General features: G+C 62.3%; 21 protein-coding genes and 1 pseudogene. 12 read left to right on the top strand and 10 right to left on the bottom strand.

The window, feature by feature from the left end; translation table 11 throughout:
* Position 1: 1 nt before the first annotated feature.
* From algG to HG549_RS21295, 6 genes are all read right to left on the bottom strand, one after another.
* Positions 2-1,561, bottom strand: coding sequence for a mannuronan 5-epimerase AlgG (gene algG, locus HG549_RS21320; protein ID WP_170032501.1), 1,560 nt, complete (start codon positions 1,559-1,561; stop codon positions 2-4).
* A 22-nt stretch (positions 1,562-1,583) separates the two neighbouring features.
* Positions 1,584-3,062 (bottom strand): alginate export family protein, encoded by a 1,479-nt coding sequence (locus tag HG549_RS21315; protein ID WP_170032499.1) that lies wholly within the window; start codon positions 3,060-3,062, stop codon positions 1,584-1,586.
* Positions 3,059-4,486: an alginate biosynthesis TPR repeat lipoprotein AlgK gene (gene algK / locus HG549_RS21310; RefSeq protein ID WP_170032497.1), complete on the bottom strand. Its 1,428-nt coding sequence runs from the start codon at positions 4,484-4,486 to the stop codon at positions 3,059-3,061. Before algK ends, HG549_RS21315 begins: the two co-directional genes overlap by 4 nt.
* Positions 4,487-4,498: 12 nt before the next feature.
* Positions 4,499-5,665 (bottom strand): alginate biosynthesis protein Alg44, encoded by a 1,167-nt coding sequence (locus tag HG549_RS21305; RefSeq protein WP_170032496.1) that lies wholly within the window; start codon positions 5,663-5,665, stop codon positions 4,499-4,501.
* A 36-nt stretch (positions 5,666-5,701) separates the two neighbouring features.
* Positions 5,702-7,183, bottom strand: a complete 1,482-nt coding sequence (locus HG549_RS21300) for a glycosyltransferase family 2 protein (protein WP_170032494.1) — start codon at positions 7,181-7,183, stop codon at positions 5,702-5,704.
* Positions 7,184-7,269: 86 nt separating this feature from the next.
* A complete protein-coding gene (locus HG549_RS21295; RefSeq protein WP_170032492.1) occupies positions 7,270-8,586 on the bottom strand; it encodes a nucleotide sugar dehydrogenase in 1,317 nt (438 codons plus the stop codon).
* An 854-nt stretch (positions 8,587-9,440) separates the two neighbouring features.
* Between HG549_RS21295 and HG549_RS21290 the strand changes: the two genes are divergently transcribed.
* The 3 genes and pseudogenes from HG549_RS21290 to HG549_RS21280 all read left to right on the top strand — a co-directional run.
* Positions 9,441-9,956 carry a hypothetical protein gene (locus HG549_RS21290; protein ID WP_256665987.1) on the top strand — a complete coding sequence of 172 codons (516 nt, stop codon included), beginning with the start codon at positions 9,441-9,443 and terminating at the stop codon, positions 9,954-9,956.
* A 97-nt stretch (positions 9,957-10,053) separates the two neighbouring features.
* Positions 10,054-10,842, top strand: a complete 789-nt coding sequence (locus HG549_RS21285; protein ID WP_170032490.1) for a hypothetical protein — start codon at positions 10,054-10,056, stop codon at positions 10,840-10,842.
* Positions 10,843-10,856: 14 nt separating this feature from the next.
* Positions 10,857-11,195 (top strand): annotated as a pseudogene (locus tag HG549_RS21280) (ATP-binding cassette domain-containing protein); the annotation flags it as partial.
* A 46-nt stretch (positions 11,196-11,241) separates the two neighbouring features.
* Here HG549_RS21280 and yaaA read toward each other — a convergent pair.
* On the bottom strand, positions 11,242-12,021 hold the full coding sequence (gene yaaA / locus HG549_RS21275) for a peroxide stress protein YaaA (protein WP_170032486.1): 780 nt from the start codon (positions 12,019-12,021) through the stop codon (positions 11,242-11,244).
* Positions 12,022-12,158: 137 nt separating this feature from the next.
* On the opposite strand from yaaA, the gene HG549_RS21270 reads away from it, so the two are divergent.
* The 5 genes from HG549_RS21270 to moaE all read left to right on the top strand — a co-directional run bounded on the left by HG549_RS21270 (position 12,159) and on the right by moaE (position 16,217).
* On the top strand, positions 12,159-13,295 hold the full coding sequence (locus HG549_RS21270; protein ID WP_170032484.1) for a polysaccharide deacetylase family protein: 1,137 nt from the start codon (positions 12,159-12,161) through the stop codon (positions 13,293-13,295).
* A 272-nt stretch (positions 13,296-13,567) separates the two neighbouring features.
* Positions 13,568-14,962 (top strand): PhoH family protein, encoded by a 1,395-nt coding sequence (locus HG549_RS21265; RefSeq protein WP_170032482.1) that lies wholly within the window; start codon positions 13,568-13,570, stop codon positions 14,960-14,962.
* A gap of 90 nt (positions 14,963-15,052) precedes the next feature.
* Complete coding sequence (gene moaC, locus HG549_RS21260) at positions 15,053-15,523, top strand: cyclic pyranopterin monophosphate synthase MoaC (protein WP_170032480.1); 471 nt, start codon at positions 15,053-15,055, stop codon at positions 15,521-15,523.
* Positions 15,523-15,768 (top strand): MoaD/ThiS family protein, encoded by a 246-nt coding sequence (locus tag HG549_RS21255; protein WP_170034283.1) that lies wholly within the window; start codon positions 15,523-15,525, stop codon positions 15,766-15,768. Before moaC ends, HG549_RS21255 begins: the two co-directional genes overlap by 1 nt.
* 2 nt (positions 15,769-15,770) lie before the next feature.
* Entirely contained in the window at positions 15,771-16,217 is a 447-nt protein-coding gene (moaE, locus tag HG549_RS21250) for a molybdopterin synthase catalytic subunit MoaE (protein WP_170032478.1), read from the top strand.
* A gap of 161 nt (positions 16,218-16,378) precedes the next feature.
* On the opposite strand, the gene rhlB is transcribed toward moaE, so the two are convergent.
* Both rhlB and HG549_RS21240 read right to left on the bottom strand, forming a co-directional pair.
* Positions 16,379-17,836 (bottom strand): ATP-dependent RNA helicase RhlB, encoded by a 1,458-nt coding sequence (gene rhlB, locus HG549_RS21245; protein ID WP_170032476.1) that lies wholly within the window; start codon positions 17,834-17,836, stop codon positions 16,379-16,381.
* A gap of 100 nt (positions 17,837-17,936) precedes the next feature.
* On the bottom strand, positions 17,937-18,593 hold the full coding sequence (locus HG549_RS21240) for an alpha/beta hydrolase (protein ID WP_170032474.1): 657 nt from the start codon (positions 18,591-18,593) through the stop codon (positions 17,937-17,939).
* 332 nt (positions 18,594-18,925) lie between these two features.
* On the opposite strand from HG549_RS21240, the gene HG549_RS21235 reads away from it, so the two are divergent.
* The 4 genes from HG549_RS21235 (at position 18,926) to HG549_RS21220 (ending at position 23,083) form a co-directional block, all read left to right on the top strand.
* Complete coding sequence (locus tag HG549_RS21235) at positions 18,926-19,954, top strand: amino acid ABC transporter substrate-binding protein (protein WP_170032472.1); 1,029 nt, start codon at positions 18,926-18,928, stop codon at positions 19,952-19,954.
* Between the two features lie 67 nt (positions 19,955-20,021).
* Positions 20,022-21,200, top strand: a complete 1,179-nt coding sequence (locus HG549_RS21230; protein WP_170032470.1) for an amino acid ABC transporter permease — start codon at positions 20,022-20,024, stop codon at positions 21,198-21,200.
* A gap of 10 nt (positions 21,201-21,210) precedes the next feature.
* A complete protein-coding gene (locus tag HG549_RS21225; protein WP_170032468.1) occupies positions 21,211-22,308 on the top strand; it encodes an amino acid ABC transporter permease in 1,098 nt (365 codons plus the stop codon).
* A 10-nt stretch (positions 22,309-22,318) separates the two neighbouring features.
* Positions 22,319-23,083: an amino acid ABC transporter ATP-binding protein gene (locus HG549_RS21220; protein WP_170032466.1), complete on the top strand. Its 765-nt coding sequence runs from the start codon at positions 22,319-22,321 to the stop codon at positions 23,081-23,083.
* Between the two features lie 163 nt (positions 23,084-23,246).
* On the opposite strand, the gene algW is transcribed toward HG549_RS21220, so the two are convergent.
* Positions 23,247-24,407 carry a Do family serine endopeptidase AlgW gene (algW, locus tag HG549_RS21215; RefSeq protein ID WP_170032464.1) on the bottom strand — a complete coding sequence of 387 codons (1,161 nt, stop codon included), beginning with the start codon at positions 24,405-24,407 and terminating at the stop codon, positions 23,247-23,249.
* Positions 24,408-24,479 lie beyond the last annotated feature (72 nt).

Genomic DNA, 24,479 nt, shown 5'->3' with positions numbered 1-24,479 from the left:
CTTATTCGATCATTTCGGTCTGGCGTTCGACCGGGTCGATCAGCACAGCCTTTTTCTGGCGGACCAGCAGGTCGAGGATTTCGTCCTGGCGTTCACCGAGGATGCCGTTGAGGCTGATGCCGCTGGCCTTGCGCGGGGCGAGCATGGACACCTTGTACAGCTCGACCGACAGCGGCGAGTCGATCGACAGCGGGCCGGAGCCGTTGGCGGCGAGTTCGCCACCGACCAGGATCAGCGACACCTTGGTGTCGAACGGGTCGAGGGCGATGTCGCGGTCGGTGTCGGACAGGTCCTTGATGTGGCCGTACACGCCCACCAGGCCGTTGGCCATGGCGACGTTCTCGTACAGGCGGATGTTCACGCTGTTACGCACACGGATGCCGTGGCGGCGGTTGTTGATCAGCTTGTTGCCCCAGATCAGGTTGTCGCCGCTTTCGTACAAGGTGATGCCGTCGGTGTGGTTGCGGTAGATCTCGTTGTAGGCAATCAGGTTGTTGACGCTGTTACGGTCGATCACCACCCCGGAGAGCTTGTTGTCGTAGCTCTTGTTGTTGATGATCCAGCTGTCGTTGACCTCACGCGAAATGATGATGCCGTGCTTCTTCTTGGTGCCGTACACGGTGTTGCCGGCGATGATCAGGCGGTGCGAGCGGTCGTGCGGGTCGATGCCATAGACGATGTTGTCGCGGTAGGTGTTGTCCTTGACCACGAAGTCCTGGGTCTCGTAGCAGTAGAAGCCGTACCACATGTCGCTGAATTCCGAGCCGATGATCCAGCCGGTGGGTTCCGGGCGGCCCATGCGCTTGGCCATGTTCGGCGTGTACTGCGAGATACTCACGCCGTACGACTTGGACTTGGCATAGCCGAAGCTGGCCATCTTGCTGTTGACGATGTAGGTCTCGGTGCCACCCCACGACAGCAGGAACGGGCGGAATTCCTTGGGCGAGCGGAAGGTCGCCGGGCCGTTGTCCTTTTCGCGCCAGCCGGTCACCTGGGTATCGGTGACGAACAGCTTGCCGTCGTTGACCAGGAACGAACCGCCCTCCTGGGACAGGCGCAGCTGCTTGACCTTGCCGTCGATCTCGAGGATGCCCTTCTGCCCGACCACGATCGGCAGGCGCGCCAGGTACACGCCCGGCTCGACTTCGCTGAGGTACTGCTTGGGTACCTTCTTGCTCAGCTCGACCAGGTCGACATGCCCGTCATCGACGAAGATCGCCTGCGGAATGCCATGCTGGCGCTGGACCCACTCGGCCGCCTTGTTGTCGCCACCGACGAACTCCTTGAGGGTGTCTTCCTGGAACATGCGGCGCAGGCTGACCTTGCCCTTGTGACGGCGGTCGATCTTCTTCTGTACCGCCTCGGCGGTGTAGCCGGTCAGGTCGGGCAGCTTTGGCGGGTCCATGTGCAGTGGTTCGACCGGGGCACTGGAGACCGTGTAGGTCTTGGCCTGCTGCAAGCCCTTGGCCGTGGTGGTGGGCTCTGCGGCGGCGGCCAGGCCTGCGGCCAGCAGCAAGGCGCTGGCCAGCAGGCTGTGACGTAGGTGCGGGTGAAGGTTCATAACGGTAAGTCCCCTACCGGCCTCAGAAGCGCCAGATCACGTCGACGAAGGCACGGTGCATGTACGAGTCCGCTTCCTTGCCGTAGGCGTCGCCCGGCTTGAACACGCCGGCACGCAGGCGCACCAGGGCGGATGGCTCGTCGATGGCCTGGCTCATCGAAGCCGGCAGCAGGCCTTGCTTGAAGTACTTGGTCACGACCACGTCCATCTCCTGGCCGAGGTCTTTCTCGCCATCGACCAGCGGGCGGTTCACGCCGTTGTCGTTGACCACCGCGTTGATGCCGCTGGAGCCAATGTTCTGGTTGCCGTCGACACGCCAGAACTTGTGGTAGATGAAGCTGGCGTCGTAGTCGTCGCGCAGCTGCCAGGAAGCGAACAGGGTGGCCGCCTGCAGGTTGCCCAGCTCGCCGCGGAAGGCTTCACCGAAGCGGTGCACGCGCGAACGGGTACCGGTGTAGTTGGAGCGGTTGCTCTCCAGGCCGGTCTGCTCGTAGTTGCTCGAACCGTCGTCGCCGCCACCGCCGCTGCCACGGGCGTAGGCTGCACCGACCTGCCATTGCGGGTCGAGGCGCACGCGGATGCCGAGGTCGGTGGCCCAGGCGTTGACGTCGCCGCTCTGCTTGCCGGTGGCTACGTTTTCGTCGCCCACTACCTGGCTGCTGAGGGTGTCGCGGTCACCGGTGAGCCAGGTGACACTGCCCCAGTAGTTGACGGTGTGGTCGTTGCGCCAGTTGTAGGCATCGCTGTTGGCTTCCAGGCCCAGCCAGGTCAGGTCGCCGGTGCGGGTCTTGTCCAGCGCGTCGACGGTTTCGCCCGGGTTCTTCAGGCTGCCGCCGTCATGGGTGTGGTGGGCGCGTACGCCGACCCAGTGGCCAGGTGTCCACTGCGTGGCGACGTTGCCGTAGAGGTGCGTGCGGTCCTTGTCTTCCGGGGCCAGCTCGGTGAGGTCGGTGCGGTATTCGCTGAAGCGCTGGGCTACGCCCAGGTCGGCCTTGAGCAGGGTGGTGTCGAAGGTCCAGTTCAGCGCCTCGATGTTGGTGTCACGCCACATGCCATCGTCGCTGCGCAGGCGCTGGCGACCGAAACGCAGCTGCTCGCCGGGGTAGGCGGTGAGGCCGCTGTAGCCGACCCAGAATTCGCGCATGGCCAGGTAGCTCTTGTCCTGCTCGCGGCCGTCGGCGGCGGTGTCGGTGGTGGTGCCGTCGTCGTTCTGGCGCAGGGTGTCGGTTTCGATGGTGTCGGTAGCAGTGACGGCCTGGCCCATGGCATAGGCGCTCCAGTTGCCGCGCTCGCCATATACCCAAGGGCGCAGGTCGAGGCCCAGGCCGCTGACGTCGCCGCCGGAGCGGGTACCGAGGTCACGGTCGTCTTCCGACTGGCCGGTGATTTTCACATCCAGGCCGAAGTTCTTTTCAGCGGTCATTTCCGCCAGGGTCGGGCAGGACCACAGCAGGGCGAAGCTCAGGCCGATGCCGGCTTTCACGAAGGGATTGAGCGTCATAGCGAGTCCTCACCGGTTACTTCTTTTTCGTCGTCTTGCAGGGCTTCGATGGCCAGGGTGCTGTTGGCGCCCTGGCTCATGCTGCCGCGTGCCTGCTTCTCTTGCGCCAGCAGGGTCTGCGCCTGGCTGCGCTGGTCAGGCGTGAGTTGCTGGTCGAGTTGCTGCAGCAGTTCAGTGGACTGCGGCGTCGGGTTGACCTGGGCCAGCTGGGCGAATACCCAGGCATTACCCGGTTGCGGGCGAATGCCATGGCCTTCGCTGAACAGCTGGGCCAGGGCATAGTCGGCGCTGTTCTGTCCGCCACGGGCGGCAGCCAGCAGGTGGTCGACGGCTTTCTGTGGCTCGACGTTGCCCAGGTAGCCACGGCGGTACAGCTGCCCCAGGTAGTAATGGGCGCTGACTTCGCCAGCATCGGCGGCAGCCTGCAGGTGTTGCTCGGCTTTTACCGCATCGGCAGGCAGGGTCTTGCCTTCGTAGTACAGGCGGCCGAGCAACAGTTCGGCGCGTGGCTGTTCGGCTTCGCGGCCTTTGTCGATGTAGGCCATCAGCTGGTCGGTATCGCCCAGCTCGGGGAAGTCGTAGACCAGCTGCGCCAGGCTGACCCAGGACGCCGGGTTGGCCGGCGCCACCTGCTCGAGCAGGTCCTTGGCGGTTTTTTCGTCGGTCTGGCCGAGGCTGCGGTCGGCCAGGACACGGGCGACGCTGTCGACCCGGGTGGCCGGTACCGCGCCGCGGGCATAGGCCGCCTTGAGCTGGCCGAGCAGGGCAGCCTGCTGGTCAGCCTGGCCACGCTTCTGGTACACGGTGGCCAGCTCGACGTAGCAGATGTCGGTGGCGGCGAGGGCGGCCTTGCAGATTGTTTCCACGTCGCCCAGGTGCTGGTCGTAGCTGCCCTGGGTGCGGTACAGCAGAATCTGGGCCAGGCCCGCTTCCGGGTTGCCGGCGGCACGCCACTGGTCGATCTGCTGCTGTGCATTGACCTTGGGGAAGCTCTGCGGGTAGCTCAGGTAGAGCATCGCCAGCGGTATCAGGGTGTTGCCTTCGCCCTGTGCGGCGGCTTGCTTGAGCAGCTTCTCGGCTTCTTCGCGTTCGGCCTGGGTGCTGTCGGGCTTGGCCACCAGTAGCCGGCCAAGGCGCGCCTGGGCGCGCGGCGAGGTGCCAGCCGCGGCGCGGTAGGTGGCCTCGGCTTCCTTGATTTTCGCCGGGTCGCGGGTGGCGACCTTGATGTCGGCCAGGCCCACTTGCGCTTCGCTGTAGCCCAGGTCGGCCAGGGCCTTGTAGTTGCGCTCGGCCAGTGCCGTGTCACCGCGCTTCATGGCTTCGTTGGCCAGACGCTGGTCGGGCAGGCCGGCACAGCCGGCCAGGGTGATGGCTGCAGCCAGGGCACACAGGCCCAAGCTGGCGCTTTTCTTGTGGGGAATCATACGGCGATCCTCTTACAGCCCACGGGCCATGGCTTTGTCGATCAGCCAGTTCAACGAAGGGCCACGGTCGCTGTTGACCGACGCCGGGCGCCCGGCCAGTTCGGCAGGCATGGCGCCGTCGGGCTTGATCTGCACGCGGATGTCGGAGGCCAGGTCATCGCTGTTGAGGCTGGCGCTGCTGACGATCTGGCCGGTGCGCACTTCGTCTTCGCCGGCGACCTGGAAGTTGACCCGGGTACCTGGCTTGACCTCGTCGAACTGGCGATAGCTGAAACGCGCCTCGACCATCGGGTTGGTGGTGCGCGGGATCAGCTGGAAGATCGGCTGGCCCTTGGCCGCGTACTGGCCGTTGTCCACCAGCTGGCGGGCGACCACGCAATCGCAGGGGCTGGTGAGGGTGCCGGACAGCTGCTTGCCGAACAGTTCCTCGATCTTGGCCGGCTCCAGCTGTGCGTCTTCCAGGTTGCCCTTGAGCATGTCCAGCATGCTGGTGGTGAAGGTGGCCAGTGGCGCACCTTTGCCGATCATCCCGCCGCTGTCGACCAGGCTGCTCACGGTGCCGTCGCGCGGCATGGTGATGGTGGTGGTCGGCACTGCCACCACGCCGGCTTCGGCGTGGCTGACGAAGTACATGCCGTACAGCGATTTGGCGACGAAGCCGAAGGCGGCGACACCAACCACGAACACGCCAAGGGTGACGGTGACCGCCTTGAGGCGGCCGAATGCGCTCAGGCCACTGCCGCCGTCCTTCTGCTTGCGTGCCTTGGTGAAGTTGTCGCGCTGCAGGGTGCTGAGTACGTCGCCGACACTGATCAGCTCACCCGACAGGTGGGTGGTGATGATGTGGCGCAGGGTGGCGATGTCGCGTGGCTCGAGGTTCTGGAACTGCGCGCCGGTACGGCCGCTGTCCGGGTGGTAGGAGCGCACCTGGAACTCGATGTCCATCGACAGGCCGAGGTTGTCGACCGTGAACTGCAGCCGTCCGCGCAGCACATCGCCAACCGACAGGGGTTGCTTGGTGTGGAAGCTCAGGCCACCGGCGGAGAGGTCGTCGACCTTCACATCGTGGGCCTGACGCTGAGGGTCGAGGAACCGCAGCTTGGCGGGGATGCGTACCCGGGCATGCTGGCGCTGGGCTTCGGACTCATGCACGACGTTGACGTTCACGGCGGTATTCATGTGGTTTGTTCCTGTTAGTTCCGATCCGGGTTGGGCTCACACGACCATGAACAGCACAGCGACGAAGATGCTGGCAGCCGAGAAGGTCATGGTCCGCGAGGACCAGGTGTTGAACCATTGTTGAAAACTGGCGAGGTCACGCTTGAGGGCAGTGGGCTGACGCGTCCAGGACTGTTTGTCGAGGCGGAAGAACACGTAGATCTTCATCAGCGCGCCGATGATCTGGTTGTAATAGAGAATCAGCGGGTAGGCCGGGCCGACGTTGTGGCCGGAGCACAGCAGCATGATGGTGAGGATCAGGCGGGTGATGCCGATCCACAGCAGGTACACCAGCAGGTAGCCCATGCCGAACTTGAGGCTGGCGATCACCGCCACGGTCAGGCCCAGCAGGCTGGTCCACATCGACACGCGCTGGTCGAACAGCACGATGCTGGTGAACAGCCCCAGGCGGCGCAGGCCCAGGCCCAGCGCACGGGAGTTCTGCCGCAGGTTGTTGCCATACCAGCGGTACATCAGCTTGCGGCTGGCCTTGAGGAAGCTCTTTTCCGGCGGGTGCTCGACCGTGTTGATGGCGGCATCCGGCACGTAGAAGGTGTCGTAGCCCAGGCGCATCAGGCTGAACCAGCTGGACTTGTCGTCACCGGTGAGGAACTTGAAGCGGCCCAGACGCCAGTGCATCAGCGAGTCGCTTTCGACGTCGGCGATGAATTCCGGGTTGGTCACCACGCTGGCGCGGAACATCGACATGCGCCCGGTCATGGTCAGTACGCGCTTGGACAGGGCCATCGAGCACATGTTGATATGGCGCTGGGCAAAGCGCAGCTTGTGCCACTCGCTCATGATGTAGCCGCCACGCACTTCGCAGAACTCGTTGGTGGTCAGGCCACCGACGTTGGGGAACAGCTTGAACCACGGCACGGTCTTGCGGACCACGCCGTCGCCGAGCACGGTGTCACCGTCGATCACCGCCACCACGGCGTTGTCGTCCGGCAGCATGCGCGAGATGGCACGGAAGCCATAGGCCAGGCCGTCACGCTTGCCGGTACCGGCGATGCGCACGATGTCCAGCTTGACGTGGGCTGGCGGGTTGTACTTGGCCCACAGGCTTTTCACCAGCAGTTCGTCCGACATCTCCACCAGCGAGCAGACCACGGTGGTGGGGAAGCCACAGTTGATCGCCTCGCGGATCACCGAGCTGTACACCTGGGCGGTGGTCAGGGCTTCGATACGGAAGCTGGTCACCATCAGGTACACGTGCGACGGGTCGGCGGCATTGCCCATTTTCTGCACCTTGCGGCGCAGGTACGGGTACACGCCGTAGAGGAAGATCATGCCGCGGATGAAATGGGTGGCGCCCATGGAATAGCGCCAGATGCCGACTGCGCCGACCAGGAAGATGAAGTGCTTCGACTGCGAGTCGAAGATATCGGCTGGCAGGGCCAGGGCGATCAGCATGAGCAGGCTCATGTAGAGCAGCCACCCGGCGCACTGCAACAGCACTGTCTGGAGCCTTTGCATGTTCAGCATCCGTCGAGAATTCGGGAAAGGGTGGGCGACGCAGGTATCACCTTGGTGGGCAACACCTGCGCCGCCAGCGCCTGCTGTTACCAGCAGATGCCTTCGGTACGGCTGGTAGCGCAGGTCGGTTTGCTCATGAAGCCGACCAGGTCGATCACGTGCTTGCCAGCTGGCGCTTGCTCGGCAAGTGCGCGGAACTGCTCGTCACGGTTGCCCAGGACGATGATGTCGGCGTTGTCGATGACCTTCTGGAAATCGGCGTTGAGCAGCGACGAGACGTGCGGGATCTTCGACTCGATGTAGTCCTTGTTGGCGCCGTGGACACGGGCGTACTGGACGTTCTCGTCGTAGATGTCCAGCTGGTAGCCCTTGCCGATCAGGCGTTCGGCCAGTTCCACCAGTGGGCTTTCGCGCAGGTCGTCGGTACCGGCCTTGAAACTCAGGCCGAGCAGGGCGACCTTGCGCTTGTCGTGGGCTTCGATCAGCTCGAAGGCGTTCTGTACCTGCGACTCATTGCTGCGCATCAGCGAGTCGAGCAACGGTGCGCGGACATCGAGGCTGGCGGCGCGGTAGGTGAGGGCGCGCACATCCTTGGGCAGGCACGAGCCGCCGAAGGCGAAGCCAGGGCGCATGTAGTACTGGGACAGGTTCAGCACCTTGTCCTGGCACACCACGTCCATCACCTCACGGCCATCCACGCCCACCGCCTTGGCGATGTTGCCGATCTCGTTGGCGAAGGTGACTTTGGTGGCGTGCCACACGTTGCAGGTGTACTTGATCATCTCGGCCACTTCGATCGGCTTGCGGATGATCGGGGCGTCGAGTTCTTCGTACAGCGCTTGCAGAATGTCGCCGCTGGCGCTGTCCAGTTCACCGATGACGGTCATTGGCGGGTGGTCGTAGTCCTTGATCGCGGTGCTTTCACGCAGGAACTCCGGGTTCACCGCAACGCCGAAATCGACGCCGGCCTTTTTGCCCGAGCAGTCTTCGAGGATCGGGATCACCACGTTCTTCACAGTGCCCGGCAGCACGGTGCTGCGCACCACGATGGTGTGGCGGCGATCGCTGTCGCGCAGTACGTAGCCGATTTCGCGGCACACCGACTCGATGTACTCAAGGCCCAGGTCGCCGTTCTTCTTGCTCGGGGTACCCACGCAGATCATCGACACGTCGCTGGCACGAATGGCTTCGGCGAAGTCGGTGGTACCGCGCAGGCGGCCATTGGCGATGCCCTGTTGCAGCAGTGCTTCCAGGCCAGGTTCGACGATGGGCGACTTGCCCTGATTGATCAGGTCGATCTTGGTGCTGGACACGTCCACACCGATCACTTCATGGCCTCGCGCCGTCAGGCAGCCTGCACAGACTGCACCCACATAACCCAAACCAAAGATGCTGATACGCATCGCTATCACCTCATGTGTTTATCACGTCGGCGCCTCCGCAGAGAGCCAGACTGGGTGGATTAACAACAGTTTTCGGGCGCACGGATCCATGGCGAATGCACACTTCGCCGAGCGCAGGCAAAATAAATCCGGAGCGCAAAAGTTATGCACTCAAACTTGGCAGTAAAAGGCCATCAATTAAAAAACGTGCCCTGGAATGCAGCCGTCTTTATTGCAAAGCGCTACTTGGCGCGTTGCTGTGCTTGTTCTTTCAACTGGAAAAACCCTTTGAAATCAACCACTAGGACGAATTGTAAGGGACGCGTCTCTCCTGCATGGACAGGGGCTCGGGGTGTGCCCGTTATACCTGTCGAAGTTATTAGGGCGGGTAGTGGATACCTGCCGTTGTCATCTGTAAGTCATCTCGTACAGCCCGGGGGCAGGAAAATCGTTACGGCACTATGAGCGATTCGGCGTAGCAGAAGTTCCGGGTCGGTTCGGCCCGGATGAAAGATTTCTAAATATTTTTTCAGTGGCGGACAGATTTCAATCTGATAGCACGCAGGTGTTTCGCCCCGATATATAAAGGGCGAAACTGTTGCGAGATATTTTTTTGCCAGCATCCAAAAAATTTTTTCAAAATTCGTCAAAAAAGGTACGAACGGTCTTATGGCGTTTGGCGATAACGCTGGGGGTGATGGTTTTTTGGCGTCGAACAAATGACATGCTGGCAATGTGAGGCCGGCTCTGGACCGAGGCAGCGCGTTAGCACATGCGGAAACACATGATGGCCACATGAATGCTAAGGCTTTTGCCGCGCTGGCCGTTACCCCCTCTGGACGCTCTGCGGAGCTGTTCATGAACGAAGGAGCGTCTTGGGCAGCCTCGGGCCGCTGGCCACCGAGGGCGTCTCATCCATTTATCACATGGAAGAGACGAGAGAACGCCAAATGAAGAAGACATCGCAAATCCTGATCGCCAGCGGTTCCTTGTTGCTGGCTGGCATGGTGCAGGCGGGGCCTCCCGTAGACGTGACCATCAAGAACCTTGGTTCGCAACCCGCGACCATGACCTTGGTGACCTCCAACGAGAGTTCTACCTACCAGATTGCCAACCCCCAACCGTCGAAGACCATCCAACCGGGCGCTTCGACCTTCATGCGGGTCCAGCGTGTCATCAGCCCGGATGTGAACGCCGCCATGATCCGATACACCATAGGCGGAAAAACGTGCGCCTTTGGCACGACATTCCAGCTGAAAACGTCAGCGAATGGAATCAAACAGCCCGTTTGGACCAAAACTGCAACTCCGAGCGGTGGCGCAATCTGTACGGCTGCCATCACCGGAACCGCGGCGGATTATTCGTGGAAAGTTGAGTTTACCCTGAAGTAGCCGGTCAACAAATGACTGCACTTTCGGCGGACAAGCCAGGGAGTGCAGTTTGGGAGGACTGTTGTCTAAATTTACCCAGGGAAATAAGGTGTGATTAATGGACATGATCAATGGTCGAGGCATTCCTGGTAATGCATTGGGCGCGGTGACGCGCATTCGGAAAATGGAGGATGGTGTTAATCCCGACCAGTCGCTAGTTGCGGGTAACCAAGAGCAAGCTGAAGATGACTATCTGTCTAGCTTGGCGAAAAAGCTGAGTATTGCTGCCGAGCTGGCAGCGCAGCGCGATAGCCGCCACTCACGCAAGGAACTGGCGGAATTGGCTACTAGGATCATCGACAGGCTAGGCGGCCTAACCTACTCATTAGCAAAGGATTTTTACGATTCGCAACTGCCTGATACGCAGGATCGGGAGTGGCTTGAGCGTGCCCGTCAGGCCAATGGTTTTGCCAAGGGAAAAGCAGAGAACCCCTTTAAGGGATTCTCCCGCGAGCAACTCAGCCTCATTGTATATGACGAAAGCGGCGCCTTTACCGTCAGCGAACGTCGCGCGGCGTTGGCAGAGAAGACCGAACTGCACAATCAGTGGGCGCAACACATGATCGAAAAGATGAATGTGGAATATCAGCAGACGAGGCGAAATGATAGCGGATTGCGCGAAATACTAGATTTCTATAATTCGTTGCCACCTATTGAAGTGGCAGAGTATGGGAACCATGAGGCTCAGATCATGATGCAACTATCCATGCATGAGGTGGAATGGCCAGAATTTGATACTTCATTGGTCAATATGATCGCAAACGACTGGGGAGCCAGAGAAAAGACATCGCTCGAGCCGTTCGATCGCATGGACGCAGGCACTGCCGAGGAGGGCGTGACAGAGTGACGCGAAGTATCGTCATGCAAGGCATTGCACGCTGGATAGGCAACGAAGGTATTTTGCGTGATGTGTCGTTTTCACTTCACGCGGGCCAATCCTGCGCCATCACCGGCCCCTCCGGTTCAGGCAAAAGCACCTTGCTCAACCTGATCGGCCTGCTCGACCAGCCGTGCCGGGGGCGGCTGGTACTGGACGGTTGCGACATGACGCATGCCACTGCCGATCAACGCGCCATCACCCGTAACCGCCTGCTGGGTTTCGTGTTCCAGAGCTTCAACCTGCTGCCCCGCCTGTCCATTCTCGACAATGTCGCGTTGCCGCTGAGTTACCGCGGCATCGGCCTGGCCTCGGCACGGCGGGAGTACCGGTGGGGGCGGGTTCAACCTCGAGGCGGCCGTTACAGGATCACTCGGCAGGATGATCGCGCAGGAACACCAGGTGGTCCGGTTTCGACTGTTCGGCACTGTAGTAGTAGCCCTGCACATCGAACTGCTTGAGCTGTTCCGGGTCGTTGATGCGCCGCTGGATCACGAAGCGGCTCATCATCCCCCGTGCCTTCTTGGCGTAGAAACTGATGATCTTGTACTGGCCGTTTTTCAAGTCCTTGAAATCGACGTTGATCACCCGCGCCTTCAAGGCGCTGCGTTTCACCGCGCTGAAGTATTCGTTGCTGGCAAGGTTGAGCAGCACCTCATCGCCCTGCTCGGCCAGGGCCTGGTTCAACCATTCGCTGATGCGCGTGCCCCAGAACGCGTACAGGTCCTTGCCGCGGGCATTGGCCAGCTTGGTGCCCATTTCCAGGCGATAAGGCTGCATCAGGTCCAGCGGGCGCAGCAGGCCGTACAGGCCCGAGAGCATGCGCAGGTGCTCCTGCGCGTAGCTGAAATCGTCCTCGCCCAGGCTCTCGGCATCGAGACCGGTGTACACGTCACCCTTGAACGCCAGCAGTGCCTGCTTGGCATTGGCCGGGGTGAAGTCCGGGGTCCAGCTGCCAAAGCGCGCGGCATTCAGGCCAGCGAGCTTGTCGGACAAATGCATCAGTTCGCTGATCTGCGCTGGCGACAGCTCGCGCAGTTGCCGAATCAGTTCCTGGGAGTCGTCCAGGTATTGCGGCAGGGTGTAACGCTCGGTCACCGGCGGGGTGTCGTAGTCGAGGGTCTTGGCGGGGGAAATCACCGTCAGCATCGGGTCGGCTCCTGGCATCGTTGGCCGGGGATTCTACGGGCTGGGCGGTACAAGTCCAAACTATGGCGACGATAGTCACAGACCATGGCCGGTACAGGCGCTATAGTGCGCGTTTCGCCGTTGCGGAGCCTTCAACCGTGCGCATTGCTTCTGCCTTGCTGGCCGGCCTGCTGAGCCTGGCCGTGCAAGCCGCCCCATCACCCCAGGTAAGCCTGGACCGCAGCCTGTGGCCCGAACAGCTGGACAGCCCGGCGTTGTTCGATGTGGCCTCGCGGGCGGAAATCCTCTCGTTCGCCCAGGTGCTGCACGAAAGCGAGCTGCTGGACGAGGCGACGCTGGCAACCCGCTTGGGCTTGCGCCAGATCAACCTGCAGAAGGTACGCCTGCTGCGGGCGCGCATGTGGCAGCGGTTGTGGCAAGGCTATCAACAGGCACAGCGCAGTTGCGAACAGGATGCGTCGTTCTGTTATCCGGTGACCTCGATGGCAGAGTTGCGTACCCAGGCGGCAACCTTCGCTGCCGATGTCGGCACGTTCTACACGGGCTGGATCGAACCCAGCCACCAGTTCCATGTGCACTACCTCGACGAGCAACTGCGCAAGGCCGCATTGCTGCCGCAAACCAGTAGCGAGGTGGAGCGGCTGTCGGCGCGCGAGCGCAATGGTGATGAACTGAATGACCGCATGTTCCTGCTGACCTTCGTCGGTGGGCCCGGGCCGCAGGGTGGCACGACCGACCAGCTCACCGATTACCTGCGTCGGCAGAAGCTTGCCGGTACGTTCTTCGTGCTCGGCAACCGCCTGCAGCAACGCCGCGACGCCGGCGCGGCAAGCGCCTTGCGCCAGCTCTATGGCGGCCAGTGCGTGGGCATCCAGGGCTGGGAATATCGCTCCCATGCACAGTGGACGGGCTGGCAGGACTCGCTGCGGCGCAGCCAGGCGCGGGTGCAGGCCGACCTGCCGCAACAGTATGTGCCGTTGTTCCGGCCACCTTATGGGCAACGCCGCGCCGACGGCGAGACGTTCATGGCCAGCCAGCAACTGCGGGTATCGTTGTGGGATATCGATGCTCAGGATGATGGTGCACTGACGGCGCAAGCCTCGGCGCAGCGGGTGCTGACCTTGATGCTGCTGTGGCGCAAGGGGGTGATCCAGTTCCATGACAGCTTGCCCAAGGCGCAGCCGGCACTGGACTGGTTGCTGCGCAACACCGCGCAGAGCGGTATCGGCTGGGAAGGCTGCCGCGAGTATGGGTACCGCGAACCAGGGGTGTGACTTCTGACTGTAGTCCCCTCTGGCGCTGCCGCCAAGGCCCCTTCGTCATTCGGCAAAATAAACTTCAAAAACTCGTAAAAACGCTTTTTCCGGTCATGGCTTTTGCGGTATGAAGAAACCAGACAGCCGATTCCTGCAGCACAGGTGGCGTCATCCAGGCCCACCTAGCCAGGTTCGCTTCCCGCCCGTAACAACGCGGATACGGGGAGAACGGCAGTCACTCTGCGGCGTAACAGACCACGCCGTGTGGCTTCGACATAAGGTGACCGAGTATGGATGACCAAGGACGCAACCCTTCCTCCAGCAAGCCAATCCTGTATGTGCTCGATACCAACGTCCTGATTCACGACCCCAACGCGTTACTCAACTTCGAGGAGCACCATGTCGCCATCCCGATGACGGTGCTGGAGGAACTCGACAAGCTCAAGACCGGCAAGCAGAGCATCGCAGCCGAATGCCGCCAGGCCATTCGCCTGATCGACCAGACCCTCGGTGACGCCTCGCCCAACGATGTCGAGCAGGGCGTGCCGATCCAGCGTGGCAAGAGCGGGCCCAAGGGCTTCCTGTCGATCCTGATGACCCCGCGCAACGAGCCCAACAAGCTGCTGCCGGAAAACCTCAACGACAACATCATCATCAACCAGCTGCTCGAAGTGAGGGCCCGGCGCACCGACCTGGACGTGGTGCTGGTCACCAAGGACATCAACATGCGCCTGAAGGCGCGCGCCTGCGGCATCGCCGCCGAGGACTACAGCACCGACCAGTTGGTCGATGACGTGTCCTTGCTGTCCAAGGGCTACCATTCGGTCAGCGGTTCGTTCTGGGACCGGGTAAGCAAGGTCGATACCCGCCAGGAGCGTGGCCGCACCTGGCACCGGGTGCAACTGATCGACAACCTGCCGGCGGTGCATGTCAATGAGTTCATCATCGATGAACAGGGCTTCGTCGGCTGGATCAAGGGTATCCGCAACGATGAGCTGCTGTTGCTCGACCTGCACCAGGAGCCGCTGCTGCACCAGGAAGCCTGGGGCCTCAAGCCTCGCGATATCCACCAGAGCCTGGCGCTGTTCGCGCTGCTCGACCCGGATATCCACCTGGTCAACCTGACCGGCGCCGCCGGTTCCGGCAAGACCATCCTGGCCCTGGCCGCGGCCATCGAGCAGACCATGGTCAGCAAGCGCTACCGGCGCATCATCGCCACCCGCAGCGTGCAGGGGCTGGACCAGGAGATCGGCTTCCTGCCAGGCACCGAGGCGGAGAAGATGGAGCCCTGGCTGGGCGCCATCACCGATAACCTCGAAGCCTTGCACATGGATGACGAAAGCACCCATGGCAGCGTCGAGTACATCCTTGAACGTGTGCCGTTGCAGTTCAAGTCGCTGAACTACATCCGTGGTCGCAGCTTCCAGCAAAGCCTGATCCTGATCGACGAGTGCCAGAACCTGACGCCGCACCAGATGAAAACCATCATCACCCGTGCCGGCTCCGGGTCCAAGGTGGTCTGCCTGGGCAACCTGGCGCAGATCGACACCCCCTACCTGTCCGCGACCAGCTCGGGCCTGACCTACCTGACCGAGCGCTTCAAGGACTTCCCCCATGGCGTGCACATCACCCTGCAGGGCGTACCCCGCTCGGTGCTGGCCGAGTACGCCGAATCGCACTTGTAAAACCTGCAGCCGGGCAGTTCACTGCCCGGCCCCCTGCTCAAACCTGACCCACAGGTTTACACTGCCAGTTCCCTTCACAGGAGCAGAGCAGTGCTGACACATCTTGATTCCCAGGGGCGGGCCAACATGGTCGACGTCACTGAAAAGGCCGTGACCGAGCGCGAGGCCACCGCCGAGGCGCGGGTGCGCATGTTGCCGCAGACCTTGCAGATGATCGTCGACGGCGAGCACCCCAAGGGCGACGTGTTCGCCGTGGCGCGCATCGCCGGGATCCAGGCGGCGAAAAAGACCAGCGACCTGATCCCGCTGTGCCACCCGCTGATGCTGACCAGTGTCAAGGTCGAGCTCGGTGCCGAGGGCGAGGATGCCGTGCGCATCGTTGCCCGCTGCAAGCTGGCTGGCCAGACTGGTGTGGAGATGGAGGCGCTGACCGCAGCCAGCGTAGCCGCGCTGACGATCTACGACATGTGCAAGGCCGTGGACAAGGGCATGGTCATCGAGCAGGTGCGCCTGTTGGAAAAACTTGGCGGCAAGAGCGGCCACTACAAGGTGGACGCGTGATGAAGGTCAAGGTGATGTATTTCGCCCGTTACCGTGAACTGCTGGGTGTCGATGCCGAGCGGGTGGAGGGTGCTTTCAAGGTGCTGGACGATGTGCGCCAGGCCTTGGTCGCCAAGGGCGGGCAGTACCAGGTGCTGGCCGAGCAGAACTTGATGTGTGCGCGCAACGAAGAGCTGTGCAAGCTCGATGAAGCGCTGGAAGAGGGCGATGAAGTGGCGTTCTTCCCACCGGTGACCGGAGGCTGAACATGGCAGTGCGAGTTCAGGCAGGTGCGTTCGACCCGGGTGCCGAGACCAATGCCATGCATGCGGCCAATGTCGGCGTGGGCGCGGTGGTCGCCTTTGTCGGCTATGTCCGGGACTTCAACGATGGACGGGAAGTGGCGGGGATGTTCCTCGAGCACTATCCGGGCATGACCGAGAAGGCCCTGGCCAAAATCGTGGTCGAGGCCGAGCAGCGCTGGCCGTTGCTCAAGGTCGAGGTGCTGCACCGCATCGGTGCGCTGGAACCGGGTGAACCGATCGTCTTCGTTGGCGTGGCCAGTGCCCACCGGCAGGCGGCGTTCGATGCCTGCAACTTCATCATGGACTACCTGAAGACCCGGGCGCCGTTCTGGAAGAAGGAAAATACCCAGCAAGGGCCGCGCTGGGTCGAAGGGAAGCAGAGTGACCAGGATGCTGCCGGGCGCTGGTAGCCAAGGCTGCGCCAATTCCTTGTAGGAGCGGCCTTGCGTCGCGAAAGGGCTGCGAAGCAGCCCCGGCAATCCATGCATCAAGGTTGAAATCCAGGGGCTGCTTCGCAGCCCTTTCGCGACGCAAGGCCGCTCCTACAGGGACGGTGCCAGCATTCGGATCGTCAGTGGTGCTTGCGCGGCACCGGCTTCAACAGCTCATCCGGTGGCATTTCGCACTTGATCTTGCGCCCCAGCAGCTCTTCGATCGCCGGCAACTGGTAGGAATCATCCTCACCGGCAAAGCTGATCGACACCCCGCTGGTACCGGCACGCCCGGTACGGCCTATGCGGTGCACGTAGTCGTCCGGGTCTTCCGGCAAGGTGAAGTTGATCACGTGGCTGATGCCGTCGATGTGGATGCCACGCCCGGCCACGTCGGTAGCCACCAGCACGGTGATGCGCCCTTCGCGGAAGCTCTCCAGGGTGCGGATACGCTTGTGCTGTGGCACGTCGCCCGACAGCTGGGCGGCGTTGATGCCGTCGCGCACCAGTTTTTCCTCGATGCGCCGCACCTCGTCCTTGCGGTTGGCAAACACCATTACCCGTTCCCACTTGTTCTGGGTCACCAAGTTGTACAGCAGTTTGTACTTGTCGCTGCCGGCCACGGCATACACGTGCTGTTCCACCGTTTCGCTGGCCACGTTCTCCGGCTCGATCTCGACTATCGCCGGGTTGGTGGTCCACTGCTTGGCCAGGTTCATCACGTCGTCGGTGAAGGTGGCGGAGAACAGCAAGGTCTGGCGCTCGCTTTTCGGCGGCGTCTGGCGAATGATCTGGCGCACCTGGGGGATGAAGCCCATGTCGAGCATGCGGTCGGCTTCGTCCAGGACCATCACCTCGACCATGTCCAGGTGCACCTCGCCACGCTGGTTGAAGTCCAGCAGACGGCCGGGGGTGGCAACCAGGATGTCGCAATGGCGCGCTTCCAGGGCCTTGAGCTGTTTGTCGAAGTCCATGCCGCCGACGAAGCTCATGACGTTGAGGCCGGTGTACTTGGTCAGGGCGATGGCGTCCTTGGCGATCTGCACCACCAGTTCGCGGGTAGGGGCGATGATCAGCGCGCGCGGCTCGCCCATGTAGCGTTCCTTGGGCGGCGGTGTCTGCTGCAACTGGGAAATGATCGAGATCAGGAACGCTGCAGTCTTGCCGGTACCGGTCTGGGCCCGGCCGATGGCGTCCTGGCCACGCAGGGTGTAGCCCAGCACCTGCGCCTGGATCGGTGTGCAGTAGGGGAAGCCCAGGTCATGGATGGCGTGCATCAGCTCGTTGGACAGCTTGAAGTCGTGGAAGCGGGTCTTGCCTTCCTGTGGTTCGACCACGAAGTCTTCCGGTTTCCACAGGCTGGCCTGCGGCTTGGGCTTGCGCTCACGGCGCGGTTTGTCCTTGGCCGGCTTGTCGGCGGCTGGTGCAACCACAGCAGGTTGTTCAGCCTTGGGTGCAGGGGTGGCGCGCGGGGCGGTCGGTTTTGCCGCTGGCCGGGCGTCGGTGGCGGGCGCAGGCGCCGTCACGCTGGCAGCAGGAGCGACGGCCTGTGGCGCGGCGTCTCCCTTGCCGAATATTTTCTTGAGTGCCTTGAGCACGATCGTCTCATCAACTGGTTAAGGAATGTACGCCGGCAGTGTAATGCAAGATTCAGGCGCGGCGTAGTGGCTTGGGCTGACAACTACAGGTGGCTTCTGCTTATTGCAGCTGCCTGGCCAGCCAGTCGTGGATGTCGTTCAGCTCTTCCACCACCACTTCGTGCTCCATCGGGTATTCGTGCCAGCGCGCGGCCACGCCCCAGGTGTCCAGGTACTCGAACGCGGTGCGGCCCATGGACGGAATCACCACCGGGTCGTGCACGCCATGCAGGCACAGGGCCGGGGTGCGTTGCTGGCAGGCGCTCAGCTGATGCTGGTCGTTGAAGGTAGGGGCGTAGGTGGACAGGGCGATCACGCCGCCCAGGGCTTCTTGCCACTTTATATAGGCAGTGTGCAGCACCACTGCGCCGCCCTGGGAAAAACCGGCCAGGAAGATTCGCGACAGGCTGATGCCTTTGGCTTGCTCGGCCTTGATCAGGCCAATCACCTGCTCGGCCGATTCCTCCAGTTGCGCTTCGTCGATGGCGCGGGCCGGGGTCATGGCCTTGATGTCATACCAGCTGGGCATGGCATAGCCGCCATTGATCGTCACTGGGCGGGTCGGTGCCTGGGGCATGATGAAGCGGGTAGTGAGCAGACGCTCCTGCATGAATTCGGCAACCGGTAGGAAGTCGTAACGGTCGGCACCCAGACCGTGCAACCAGATCACACAAGCGTCGGCGGTTTTTTGCGGTTCGAGAATCAGCGGGTTGGTCATGACTGCTCCGAAAGTGTGCGGGTCTCGTTAAGGCGTGCCTGAAAATAAGGCGCTGGAAATGATTGTCTGAAAAAGAATGTCGCAACGATACAACTTTACCTACTTGACGAGCGCTTAAACGCTACAGCCAAACAATCTGGTACGGGCTTTGCAATTCAACCTTCGATGCAAAGGGCAGGCCGCGACGGTAACACCCTTTGCACGCGAAGGCTGTCACAGAACAGCCCATTGCGCCAATTGACCCAATAACAAGCCAATACGGGTCGGATACGCCTCAAAAGGGTGCGGTGCAATTCCGGCTCGATACAACAAGAGCGATTTGGAGGTTGTGAATGAAGATGTTGAAAACCACCCTGGCAGTCCTGACCGCTGCCGCTGCGCTGGGCGCCGTGAGCAACGCCCAGGCCGGCGCCACCCTCGATGCGGTAAAGAAGAAGGGCTTCGTCCAGTGTGGCGTGAGCGACGGTCTTCCAGGCTTCTCGGTACCTGACGCGCAGGGCAAGATCGTCGGTATCGACGCCGATGTGTGCCGTGCCGTGGCCGCCGCCGTGTTCGGCGACGCGACCAAGGTCAAGTTCAGCCAGCTCAACGCCAAGGAACGCTTCACCGCGCTGCAGTCGGGCGAAGTCGACGTGCTGTCGCGCAACACCACCTGGACCAGCTCGCGCGATGCCGGCATGGGCCTGGTGTTCGCCGGTGTTACCTACTACGACGGTGTCGGCTTCCTGGCCAACAAGAAGCTGGGGGTATCCAGTGCCAAGGAACTCGATGGCGCGACCATCTGCATCCAGGCCGGCACCACCACCGAGCTGAACGTGTCGGATTACTTCCGCGCCAATGGCCTGAAGTACACCCCGATCACCTTCGACACCTCCGATGAAAGCGCCAAGTCGCTGGAGTCCGGCCGTTGCGACGTGCTGACCTCGGACAAGTCGCAGCTGTTCGCCCAGCGCTCCAAGCTGGCCGCGCCGGACGAGTACGTGGTGCTGCCGGAAACCATCTCCAAGGAGCCCCTCGGCCCGGTGGTGCGCAAAGGCGACGAAGAGTGGTTCAGCATCGTCAAGTGGACCCTGTTCGCCATGCTCAACGCCGAAGAGGCGGGCATCACCTCGAAGAATGTCGAGGCCGAAGCCAAAAATACCAAGAACCCGGACGTCGCCCGCTTGCTGGGCGCGGATGGCGAGTACGGCAAGGACCTCAAGCTGCCCAAGGACTGGGTAGTGCAGATCGTCAAGCAAGTCGGCAACTATGGCGAAGTGTTCGAGAAGAACCTGGGCCAGGGCACCGCTCTGAAGATCGACCGTGGCATGAACGCCCTGTGGAACAACGGCGGCATCCAGTACGCGCCACCTGTGCGCTGATGGCTGCACCCTGCGGCGGCATTCGGCCGCCGCAGGTTGTTCGGAACCCTACTTTCCGGGGCACTTCATGCAAAATCGAATTGGCGCACAAAAGGGGTTATCCCTGAGCGATCCACGTGTGCGTGCGTGGCTGTTCCAGATCCTCACGATAGCCTTCGTGGTCGGTCTGGGCTGGTACCTGTTCCACAATACCCAGACCAACCTGCAACACCGAGGTATCACCTCGGGCTTCGACTTCCTCGAACGCAGTGCCGGCTTCGGCATCGCCCAGCACCTGATCCCCTACGTGGAATCCGACAGCTATGCGCGGGTGTTCGTCATCGGCCTGCTCAACACCCTGCTGGTGACCTTCATCGGCGTGATACTGGCGACCATCCTCGGCTTCATCATCGGTGTGGCACGGCTGTCGTCGAACTGGATGATCAACAAGCTGGCGACGGTGTACGTGGAAACCTTCCGCAACATCCCGCCGTTGCTGCAGATCCTGTTCTGGTATTTCGCCGTGTTCCTGACCCTGCCGGGGCCGCGCGGTAGCATCAACCTCCAGGACACCTTCTTCATCAGCAACCGTGGCCTGAACATGCCTGGTGCGACCATGGCCGACGGCTTCTGGCCGTTCGTCATTGCCCTGGGCGTGACCGTGCTGGCCATCGTCGCGATGGTGCGCTACGCCAACAAGCGCTTCGACGAAACCGGCGAGCCATTCCACAAGTTCTGGGTGGGGCTGGCGCTGTTCATCGCCATTCCGGGTGCCTGCGTACTGCTGTTCGGTAGCCCGGTGCACTGGGAAGTGCCGCAATTGAAAGGATTCAACTTCGTCGGTGGCTGGGTACTGATCCCCGAGCTGCTGGCGCTGACCCTGGCGTTGACCATCTATACCGCCGCGTTCATCGCCGAGATCGTGCGTTCCGGTATCCGTTCGGTCAGCCATGGCCAGACCGAGGCCGCGCGCTCGCTGGGCCTGCGCGAGGGGCCGACCCTGCGCAAGGTGATCATCCCGCAGGCACTGCGGGTGATCATTCCGCCGCTGACCAGCCAGTACCTGAACCTGGCGAAGAACTCGTCGCTGGCGGCCGGTATCGGCTACCCGGAGATGGTCTCGCTGTTCGCCGGTACCGTGCTCAACCAGACCGGCCAGGCCATCGAGGTGATAGCCATCACCATGAGTGTCTATCTCGCCATCAGCATCAGCATTTCGCTGCTGATGAACTGGTACAACAAGCGCATTGCGTTGATCGAGCGGTGAGGATACGCCTGTGAATGCCCATGTTTTCAAACCCGACATGCCGCCACCGGTGAAAACCGTCGGCGTGCTCGCATGGATGCGTGCCAACCTGTTTTCCAGCTGGCTCAACACGCTGCTGACCCTGTTCGCCATCTACCTGGTGTGGCTGATCGTGCCGCCACTGCTGCAGTGGGCGCTGATCGACGCCAACTGGGTCGGCACCACCCGTGCCGACTGCACCAAGGAGGGCGCCTGCTGGGTGTTCGTGCAGCAGCGCTTCGGCCAGTTCATGTACGGCTACTACCCGACCGAACTGCGCTGGCGCGTGGACCTGACCGTGTGGCTTGCGGTGCTGGGCGCCGCGCCATTGTTCATCAAGCGTTTCCCGCGCAAGGCTTTCTACGGCCTGGGCTTCCTGGTGCTGTACCCGATCCTGGCCTACACGCTGCTGCACGGCGGCGTGCTCGGCCTGGAGAATGTACCGACCAGCCAGTGGGGCGGGCTGATGCTGACCCTGGTGATCGCCACCGTGGGGATCGTCGGCGCCTTGCCGCTGGGCATCCTGCTGGCCCTCGGGCGGCGTTCGAAGATGCCGGCGGTGAAGGTGGTGTGCGTCACCTTCATCGAGTTCTGGCGTGGCGTGCCGCTGATCACCGTGCTGTTCATGTCATCGGTGATGCTGCCGTTGTTCCTGCCCGAAGGCATGAGCTTCGACAAGCTGCTGCGGGCGATGATCGGGGTGATCCTGTTCCAGTCGGCGTACATCGCCGAAGTGGTGCGTGGCGGCCTGCAGGCCATCCCCAAGGGCCAGTACGAAGCGGCCGCGGCCATGGGCCTGGGCTACTGGCGGGCGATGGGCCTGGTGATCCTGCCGCAGGCGCTCAAGCTGGTGATCCCTGGCATCGTCAACACCTTCATTGCCCTGTTCAAGGACACCAGCCTGGTGATCATCATCGGCCTGTTCGACCTGCTGAACAGTGTCAAGCAAGCCGCCGCCGACCCGGCCTGGCTGGGTATGGCCACCGAGGGCTACGTGTTCGCTGCCCTGGTGTTCTGGATTTTCTGTTTCGGTATGTCCCGCTACTCCATGCACCTGGAGCGCAAGCTGGACACTGGCCACAAGCGTTAGGAGTTTCGAAATGAGTGAAGCGATCAAGCAGCCTGCCGGCCCCGAAGGCATCATCCAGATGCAGGGCGTGAACAAGTGGTACGGCCAGTTCCATGTGCTCAAGGACATCAACCTGAACGTGCGCCAGGGCGAGCGTATCGTGCTGTGCGGGCCGTCCGGCTCGGGCAAGTCCACCACCATCCGGTGCCTCAACCGCCTGGAAGAGCACCAGCAGGGGCGCATCGTGGTCGACGGGGTGGAGCTGACCAATGACCTCAAGCAGATCGAGGCCATCCGCCGCGAGGTGGGCATGGTGTTCCAGCACTTCAACCTGTTCCCGCACCTGAGCATCCTGGAAAACTGCACCCTGGCGCCAATGTGGGTGCGCAAGATGCCGCGGCGCAAGGCGGAAGAAATTGCCATGCACTACCTGGAGCGCGTGCGTATTCCGGAGCAGGCGCACAAGTACCCGGGGCAGCTGTCCGGTGGCCAGCAGCAGCGTGTGGCGATTGCCCGTGCATTGTGCATGAAGCCGAAGATCATGCTGTTCGACGAACCGACCTCGGCGCTGGACCCGGAAATGGTCAAGGAGGTGCTCGATACCATGGTGGGCCTGGCCGAGGATGGCATGACCATGCTCTGCGTGACCCACGAGATGGGCTTTGCCCGGACCGTGGCGAACCGGGTGATCTTCATGGACAAGGGCGAGATCGTCGAGCAGGCGTCGCCGGATGACTTCTTCGACCGGCCGCGCAGTGACCGGACCAAGTTGTTCCTGAGCCAGATCCTGCATTGATGCCGTAGCGGCTGCGCACGCGGTCCCTGTAGGAGCGGCCTTGCGTCGCGATGGGGCGCGCAGCGGCCCCGGGATTTCAGCTTCACCGCTGATATCGCCGGGGCCGCTTTGCGGCCCGATCGCGACACAAGGCCGCTCCTACACGGGTTGCCAGACCGCAGCGTTACTTCTCTTCGTTGGCCACCGCCGGCGCTGGCGGCGGCCGCAGGCCGACCTCGGCAATCAGCTTCAGCTGCTGCCCGTTGCGCATCACTTCGATGGTGATTTTCTCGTTCGGCTTGATCCGCGCCACCTGGTTCATCGACTTGCGCCCGTCACCGGCCGGCTCGCCGTTGATACTCAGGATCACGTCACCCAGCTGCAACCCGGCCTTCGCCGCCGGCCCCTCGCGGAAGATACCTGCTACCACGATGCCCGGGCGGCCTTTCATGCCGAACGATTCGGCCAGCTCCTGGCTCAGTGGCTGCACTTCGATGCCCAGCCAGCCCCGGATCACCTGGCCATGCTCGACGATCGACTTCATCACCTCCAGCGCCAGTTTCACCGGGATCGCAAAGCCGATGCCCTGCGAACCGCCGGACTTGGAGAAGATCGCCGTGTTGATACCGATCAGGTTGCCGTTGGCATCCACCAGCGCACCACCGGAATTGCCCGGGTTGATCGCCGCGTCGGTCTGGATGAAATCCTCGTAGTTGTTCAGCCCCAGCTGGTTGCGCCCAGTGGCGCTGATGATGCCCATGGTCACGGTCTGGCCGACCCCGAACGGGTTGCCGATGGCCAGCGACACGTCGCCGATGTGAATGGTGTCGGAACGGCCGATGGTGATCGCCGGCAGGTTCTTCAGGTCGATCTTCAGCACTGCCAGGTCGGTTTCCGGGTCGCTGCCGATGACCCGGGCCAAGGTCTCGCGGCCATCCTTCAGGGCCACGACGATCTGGTCGGCGCCGCTGGTCACGTGGTTGTTGGTCAGCAGGTAGCCTTCGGGGCTCATGATCACCGCCGAACCCAGGCTCGACTCCCAGCGGCGCTGCTTGGGCAGGTTGTCACCGAAGAAGCGGCGGAACTGCGGGTCTTCGAACAGCGGGTGCGAGCTCTTGTTCACCACCTTGGTGGTGTACAGGTTGACCACGGCCGGGGCGGCCAGGGTGACGGCGTCGGCATAGGACACCGGGCCCTGCATGATCCGCGAGGTCTGCGGTGCCTGTTGCAGGTTGACGTCCTGGCTGGGCAGGCCGACCCATTCCGGAAAGCGCTGGATGATCAGCATGGCGACCAGTACGCCAGTAAGCAGGGGCCAGCCAAAGTAACGCAAAGCCTTGAACATGAACGAGTCCTGGAAAGAGCAAAGGCCGGTGGGCGCGCGGTGGGGCATGAGCGCGCGCGATCATACACCGGT

Origin of the sequence: Pseudomonas sp. SK, assembly GCF_012975065.1 — a bacterium.
Taxonomy (GTDB): Bacteria; Pseudomonadota; Gammaproteobacteria; order Pseudomonadales; family Pseudomonadaceae; genus Aquipseudomonas; species Aquipseudomonas anuradhapurensis.
Note: the sequence above shows the minus strand (reverse complement) of the source record. Positions and strands in the feature narration are given on the sequence as shown.